This window comes from Chryseobacterium ginsengisoli, assembly GCF_039542325.1.
GTDB lineage: Bacteria > Bacteroidota > Bacteroidia > Flavobacteriales > Weeksellaceae > Chryseobacterium > Chryseobacterium ginsengisoli.
On the sequence record NZ_BAABHX010000006.1, the window covers coordinates 295,228 to 301,629 of the forward strand.

Consider the following 6,402-nt stretch of genomic DNA (forward strand, 5'->3'; position numbering starts at 1 on the left):
TTTAGTATATAAATTCATTTTTAATTAAGTTTTTCTTGGCATTGAAGTCTTTTATATATTTTAAAGTAGCTACTAACTGTTCTTTAAGGTAATCTTCGCTTGGATTTGTCATAAAACTGTAGACAACTTTGTCTTCGATCTCTATATTAATCTGTCCGCTTGTTCCGCGAACCGGAAGCTCTGAGACAGTGACTGCAGAATTACTTTTATCCGGAATCTGACTGTACTGTATATAAAAAAGATCGTAGAAGTCTTTACCTACTTTGCTTTTGGTTTCGTCTATCGTTAAACCTTTTAACTCAAAGAAAACATCTTCTTCTATTTTAGCAACTTTCTTTTTAAACAGATCACTATTGAGTTCCAGACTATCCTTGGCGATCAGCTTCTGCGATTCTTCATCTTTTATATAGAGAAAAGCTTTTAGGGCGTCTTTTTTTTCGAGGTTTACATTAATTTCGGATAAAACTTTTACTTCATTAGGATTAATTGAAAATTTACCGTTTTGTTTATTATTTGAAAGATTTCCGCCATTTCCTTTTTTAATGGAAATCAAAAGATAATTAAGCTCCTGATAGATTGCTGTATTGTTTGTGACCACAGCTTTTAGTTTGATCTGATCTTCGAGAGTTGTACTTTCTATTTTTGCTGTGACTTTTTTATCCTCCTGCCCATAAACGACGAAAGAAAAGAAGATAAAAAAAGTACACAAAGTCAAAGAGGGAAAGTTTTTCATCACATTGATGTTTTAATAGTTTCTCATGAAGATGGTTTTGTTGTCTCCTTTTACATTGATCTGTAATCCTTCAGACACGCTGTTACTTCCTGTAATATCAATAATATTGTTATTGCCTTGGGTAGTAATTGCAGTTTTCGTTTCCGTATCAGTGAATGAATTGACAAATAGCAGTGTATTATAATCTCCCAACTGTTTCACTGTAATATCAGTTTTAGCATTAATGGAAAGCTCCGCACTGTTACCGTTACCTATTTGAATGATATTGGAATAGGAAGTAGCCTGATTAGGATTTTGAGCGGCAATAATGTTGAGAACGCTATTGCTGTTGATCTTGTCCCAATCGATCTGCTGAGATTTTACAGACACGAAAAAGAAAAGTGTAAAGACACTCCACCCCAAATTAAACATGGTATTAATTTTTATCTAAAGTTAGTCGATTAAAGAATTGCAGAAAACACGTCTAATTGGTAATGTTTAAAAATCACGGTTTACCGTTACTTTAAAAATTTTAATTAAAAATAAAAAGGAGAGACCGCAGCCTCTCCTCTACTTCAGATTACAGAAGTACTAATTTGATTGATTAACCATTAAAGAGTTATTATTTCCCATTTGAGTTCCTACATGGATATGATTATCTCCAGTTTGGCTTACAACAGCGATGTTTCCGTCACCTGTTTGAGAATCTAAGGCAATATTTCCATCTCCTATTTGTAATTGTACCAGTAAATTACTGTCTCCTACCTGAGTTCCCATAGCCATATTATCATTTCCAATTTGTAAAGTTGTAGCTATATTTCCATCACCTAGTTGAACATTGGTTGCACTATTATCATTTCCTTCCTGATATTGCAATAAAAAATTTGTATTACCAATCTGCGTAGATGAAGCGTCATTTCTTCTACCAAGTTGAACCTGTAGTGCTCCATTACTATCACCCCATTGGAAAGATGAAGCGTCGTTTCTTCTTCCATCCTGATATTGATAAGCTGTGTTTGAAGTACCCCATTGTGTGGAAGACACTTCATTTCTTCTTCCAATCTGTGTTTGTTCCGTAGAGTTCAGCATACCTACCTGCCAAGTTGTAGCAACATTACGGTTTCCTGTTTGGCTTGTTACGTTTGCGTTTGCGACACCCGTTTGATCTACATCAATAGAGTTTCGGTTTCCTATACTTTCTGCGTCATTTGTGTTTAAAGCTCCTACCTGATCAATATCTGCAGTGTTTCGGTTTCCATCCTGATTCAATTGATTTACGTTTAAAAGACCTGTTTGGTCAACAGTAGCAACGTTCATGTTTCCATTTTGAGTACTCACGTCAACATTCCATTGTGCAAAAGTAAAACTCATGGCCATTAGTGTAAATACACCTGTAATAAAGTTTTTCATCTTAGTAAAAATTAATTGGTTAATAGTGAGACAAAGGTAGAATCTAAACCAACTGCGCGAACCACGATAAACCTGTAAATTTTAAAAATCACTGATTATAGTCTGAAATTGTCACTGTTTGCTGGTTTTGTGGTATCACGGATTTTGATTAGGGGAAAATACGGTGATGAATTCTAAATTAAAAAGTATCTTTTAGAAAACATATTCTTACTACAATTTAAAGATTTAAACATTATAAATTAATAATCAACACTTTAAATCATTTCAAAAGTCAATATTCCATAACTCCTGTTAGTAAGCTGTAGGAAATCGTTGTACATATTTTATATTAAAATCTTTTAGAATTATTGTTTTTATTTATGTTTGTGAAGATTCGGGTTGTTTTGATTATTATATTCAAAAGATTTCATATCACTAATCTTATATGTCTAGTTTTTAAGGATGCTTACAATAAAACAGGCGATTTTTTTTCGGTTAAAACAAACACGAGTAAGAATTCCTTACTCGTGTTATTAATAATTTATCTTAATGTTTGTTAAATTTCAATGATTTAACTACTTAAAAATTGTCATCGCTAAATTTGATACACTACCAAGTTAAATAACTCTAGCAGTGAATTACAAAAATAGTGTACTGCTAGAGTTTATGTTATTTAACTTTTTCTTTATATCGTGTGAGGATTAAAACACCTTCATAATTATTGCGTTTTGTACCCTGTAAAATAATAGTGTCTTTATTATAATAAAGTATTTTTCTATTATCTTTATGATAATATCCACTTTTAGAATTTCTTACAGATCCAATACTAACAGTAGAATCATTAATAACAAACCATTTTTCAGGATTATATAAGTCATCTTTGGGTATAGTATCTAAATTTTTAGTAGTATAGTTATTAATGTATTGAATTTGCCGCCCATCTTTGAAAAATTCTCTTACTCTAAAAGGGTAAAATGCTTGAGAACAATGGATACTGTCTATACTATAGGCATACCATTTTTTACTGGTTTCTCCAGCAAAAGCTGATCTTATTTTATCTTGCTTGTTTTCTTTACAGGAAAATATAAAGAAAGCTAAAAAGAGATAACTAATCTTGTAGATTTTTAATGTCTTCATATGATTTTGTTAGATAAGTATTATTACCTACACTATTTTTGTAATGGTTACATTTACCATATTTTTATTATTCCTTTCTGCTTTCCCATTCCTTCTATTTCAATTCTAATAGTATCTTTTAAGTATGGCTGCCTTAAATATCCCCATACTACATCGGAGCTATCTAATTTTTTTTTATCCTCTGGAAAAATATTCAACACAATAGAATCCTTTATATTCCTCTCATAACTTAAATTATAAGGATAGTGTGAAAAATTATCTATCCTTGTATCTTCCATAGAATGATAACCATATTTAAATCCTTTTTCAATATAAGGTTTAAAATAGAAGCCTTTCAAATTAGCAGAATCAACGATTTTACAATTCAATTCTTTTACAAAAACTTTTCTTTGTTTTGATTCTCCAATTGTTGTAGTGCCACCCCTATATTTCCATTTTTGGTAACCATACCAACCAACACATGAAGAAAAAAAACCAAATGCATAGTACAAAAATATACTAAGTATAATAATGCCTGTAAGAATAAAAACTACTTTTTTCATAACTATCGAGCTCTATTGTTGTTATCCACTCCATCAGGAATAAGAGGACCGACTTCAAGCTTTCCTACTTTTCGAGCTTGTATTTCTTTATCAGCAGGAAGAAAAAATCTATTTAAATGATTGATTCCTCCTACTTTTTCTTTATTAAAATAATCCATAATATTATTGGGAGCTGGATCTCTAAATTTTGGTACATACCAGGCATTATTGGATCTTATATCTTTAAGTTCATTAAGAGCATCCAACATTACACAAGCACAAGATTGCCCAATTACTTTATATTTTTTTGCACTTGCGGCCTTAGCAGCAGCTGTTTTTATCTTAACATCCTCTTCTTTTGTTGTTTTGACGGTAACAAATTTATCATAATGGTGTTTTTCACTTGGAGCTGGATTAATTGTATTTGCCTTTATCATTGCTTGCTTGGGGCTTAATCCTGTTCCTAAAAATGTCCCAATATCAGGATTTTTAGAGTCACCGAAAGGTTTTGAACCTTCACCAGTTCCATTCATTGAATAATAATACCACCCATCTTTTTCATTACCCACAATTACAGCACCGTGACCTGCAACAGGAACAGCTTTGGAATCTGCAAGAAATATTACATCTCTTCCATCAGGATCAATCCCATTAATAGGGTCATTAACAACATAACTATAAGGACTATGACTACTAAATTTCTCAGCAAGTTCATCAACCACGCCCCATCTACCAATATCACTCATATACATCCTCGCTCCATAATCATACATACCCATCTCCTGCAATTCTTTTCCGTTGTACTTGTAATTTTTATAAGAACTCGTCCCAAAGAAAGAAGTCCCACTCTTTAAATGATTCATACCAAAAGGATAATAATCGTTACTGTCTACGATCTCTAAAGCATTTGCGCTGGTTTTTCCAAAACTCACCCTCACATTTCCCAAGTGATCTTTATACTAGTAAATATATTGATTATCTCCACAAAATTTATTAACATAAAAATAAAATAGTTTCAATCAGTACTTTATAAAGGGTTTTAAGACAATAGTTTTCAATATCACTAAAAGAATGACATTCAATCATTTAAGTATGCTTTTTTCGACAAAAATAAACAAGAGCAGGGAAATACTTATTCTTGTTTTGTTTATCAGATTTTTAATTATTACTGAAATTCAATACGTTGATTATTAAAAATCTTTCATCACTAACTCTGATACGTGACCACAAAAACCCTCGCAAATTGCGGGGGCTTCATTGTTATTCGCTCAAAGTTACAAACTTTGCGCAGCGGGTCAAATTACCAAGAATCATTATTTTTTATTTAAAATAATATTTTCTTTAAACATCATAAGTTTTTTATTTCCAATTATTTTAAGCTTATAATCTCTTTGATTCATATAACCATTAGAGAGCATTTTAGTAACTACGTTTTCTTTACTACATTTTAAATGTAGGGTGTCTTGTAAAATTTCCCACTTACCTATACATTTCGGAGAAGCGTCTTGAGATTTGTACGATATATGAAAACTATCTTTTTTTATTAAAAGATTATATTCTTTTGGAAAACCATTCGAAACACCTTTATATTGATAATTGCCATATAGGTTTTTCTTTGTCATGCAAGAGCATATAACAAAAAACAAACAAAATATTCCTAATTTTCTCATTACTTAGTTTTTATATTTGGGTAACCGTTTTTAAGAGTAAAAGTACTGGGTAAGGTATTCAACGTAGCTGCATTATGAGGATAAGCATTAATCAAATCAGTTTTTGTCGAATTTACATTTAATGGTGCAATGGCTGTATTCGTTCTACCTCCGGGATTATATAAAGTGCCTCCATCAAGTCCTTGTACCCAACCAGTAGTAATATCGTTAGCTGAATTTACAGTAGTTCCCGATGTTGAAGGTAATCCCGAAACTGAAGAAGGATCATAAAAATATTGTGCCTTATATGCTGAAACTTCATCTCCTATATCTTGAGCAACTACATCACCTGTAGTTCCGTCAAAACCAATATCTCCAGATTCAAATTGTGCTCCGTGAGTCATTTCGTGTACAAAATTAGCATCTGTTCCATACGCAAAAACGATATTACCAGTACTAGGATCATATGTTGTTCCTCCAATTCCTGAAGAACTAATACTGCTTAAACTGTACACTTGAGTACTTGCTTCTAGTGTATTCATATTGTTAAGTGTAGTGGTCAAACTTTGAACTTTATCCGAAAATGCTCCATTGGTTAAAAAATTTACAGCCATCGCTGAAGCTTGCTGAGCCTGAACAGCTTGTTTTTGTCTATTCCATTCTGCTTGACTTCCAGGTTCTATTTGTTCGGGAGCTCTTCCATCCGGGTCAATAAATCGAATTGGATTATTAAACGCATAATTATAAGGACTATACCTTGTCATCTTCTCCGCCAGCGGATCTACAGTTCCCCATCTCCCAATATCACTCATATACATTCTCGCGCCATAATCATACATCCCAGTTTCCTGCAACTCCTTGCCGTTGTACTTGTAATTCTTATAAGAACTCGTCCCAAAGAAAGAAGTTCCACTCTTCAAATGATTCATCCCAAAAGGATAATAATCATTAGCATCAACAATCTCAAGAGCACCTGCGCTGGTTTTTCCAAAAC

Annotated in this window: 8 protein-coding genes; all 8 read right to left on the minus strand. The window is 32.4% G+C overall.

Features of this window, described 5'->3' with window-relative positions; translation table 11 throughout:
- Position 1: 1 nt before the first annotated feature.
- Entirely contained in the window at positions 2–733 is a 732-nt protein-coding gene (locus tag ABD940_RS17975; RefSeq protein WP_345207028.1) for a CsgE family curli-type amyloid fiber assembly protein, read from the minus strand.
- 12 nt (positions 734–745) lie between these two features.
- Complete coding sequence (locus ABD940_RS17980) at positions 746–1,144, minus strand: hypothetical protein (protein ID WP_345207030.1); 399 nt, start codon at positions 1,142–1,144, stop codon at positions 746–748.
- A gap of 159 nt (positions 1,145–1,303) precedes the next feature.
- The gene (locus ABD940_RS17985; RefSeq protein WP_345207032.1) at positions 1,304–2,122 is read right to left on the minus strand and encodes a hypothetical protein; all 819 of its coding nucleotides are present in this window, start codon (positions 2,120–2,122) and stop codon (positions 1,304–1,306) included.
- Between the two features lie 648 nt (positions 2,123–2,770).
- The gene (locus ABD940_RS17990) at positions 2,771–3,238 is read right to left on the minus strand and encodes a hypothetical protein (protein WP_345207034.1); all 468 of its coding nucleotides are present in this window, start codon (positions 3,236–3,238) and stop codon (positions 2,771–2,773) included.
- 53 nt (positions 3,239–3,291) lie between these two features.
- Positions 3,292–3,780: a hypothetical protein gene (locus ABD940_RS17995; protein WP_345207036.1), complete on the minus strand. Its 489-nt coding sequence runs from the start codon at positions 3,778–3,780 to the stop codon at positions 3,292–3,294.
- 2 nt (positions 3,781–3,782) lie between these two features.
- The gene (locus ABD940_RS18000) at positions 3,783–4,691 is read right to left on the minus strand and encodes an RHS repeat domain-containing protein (RefSeq protein WP_345207038.1); all 909 of its coding nucleotides are present in this window, start codon (positions 4,689–4,691) and stop codon (positions 3,783–3,785) included.
- A gap of 381 nt (positions 4,692–5,072) precedes the next feature.
- The gene (locus tag ABD940_RS18005; protein ID WP_345207041.1) at positions 5,073–5,429 is read right to left on the minus strand and encodes a hypothetical protein; all 357 of its coding nucleotides are present in this window, start codon (positions 5,427–5,429) and stop codon (positions 5,073–5,075) included.
- On the minus strand, positions 5,429–6,402 hold a 974-nt coding region (locus tag ABD940_RS18010; protein WP_345207043.1), incomplete at its 5' end, for an RHS repeat-associated core domain-containing protein. The genes ABD940_RS18005 and ABD940_RS18010, both read right to left, overlap by 1 nt.

Coding starts and splice junctions, on each gene's coding strand:
- ABD940_RS17975 (WP_345207028.1), bottom strand. CDS start 733: ATGAAAAACTTTCCCTCTTTGACTTTGTGTACTTTTTTTATCTTCTTT.
- ABD940_RS17980 (WP_345207030.1), bottom strand. CDS start 1,144: ATGTTTAATTTGGGGTGGAGTGTCTTTACACTTTTCTTTTTCGTGTCT.
- ABD940_RS17985 (WP_345207032.1), bottom strand. CDS start 2,122: ATGAAAAACTTTATTACAGGTGTATTTACACTAATGGCCATGAGTTTT.
- ABD940_RS17990 (WP_345207034.1), bottom strand. CDS start 3,238: ATGAAGACATTAAAAATCTACAAGATTAGTTATCTCTTTTTAGCTTTC.
- ABD940_RS17995 (WP_345207036.1), bottom strand. CDS start 3,780: ATGAAAAAAGTAGTTTTTATTCTTACAGGCATTATTATACTTAGTATA.
- ABD940_RS18005 (WP_345207041.1), bottom strand. CDS start 5,429: ATGAGAAAATTAGGAATATTTTGTTTGTTTTTTGTTATATGCTCTTGC.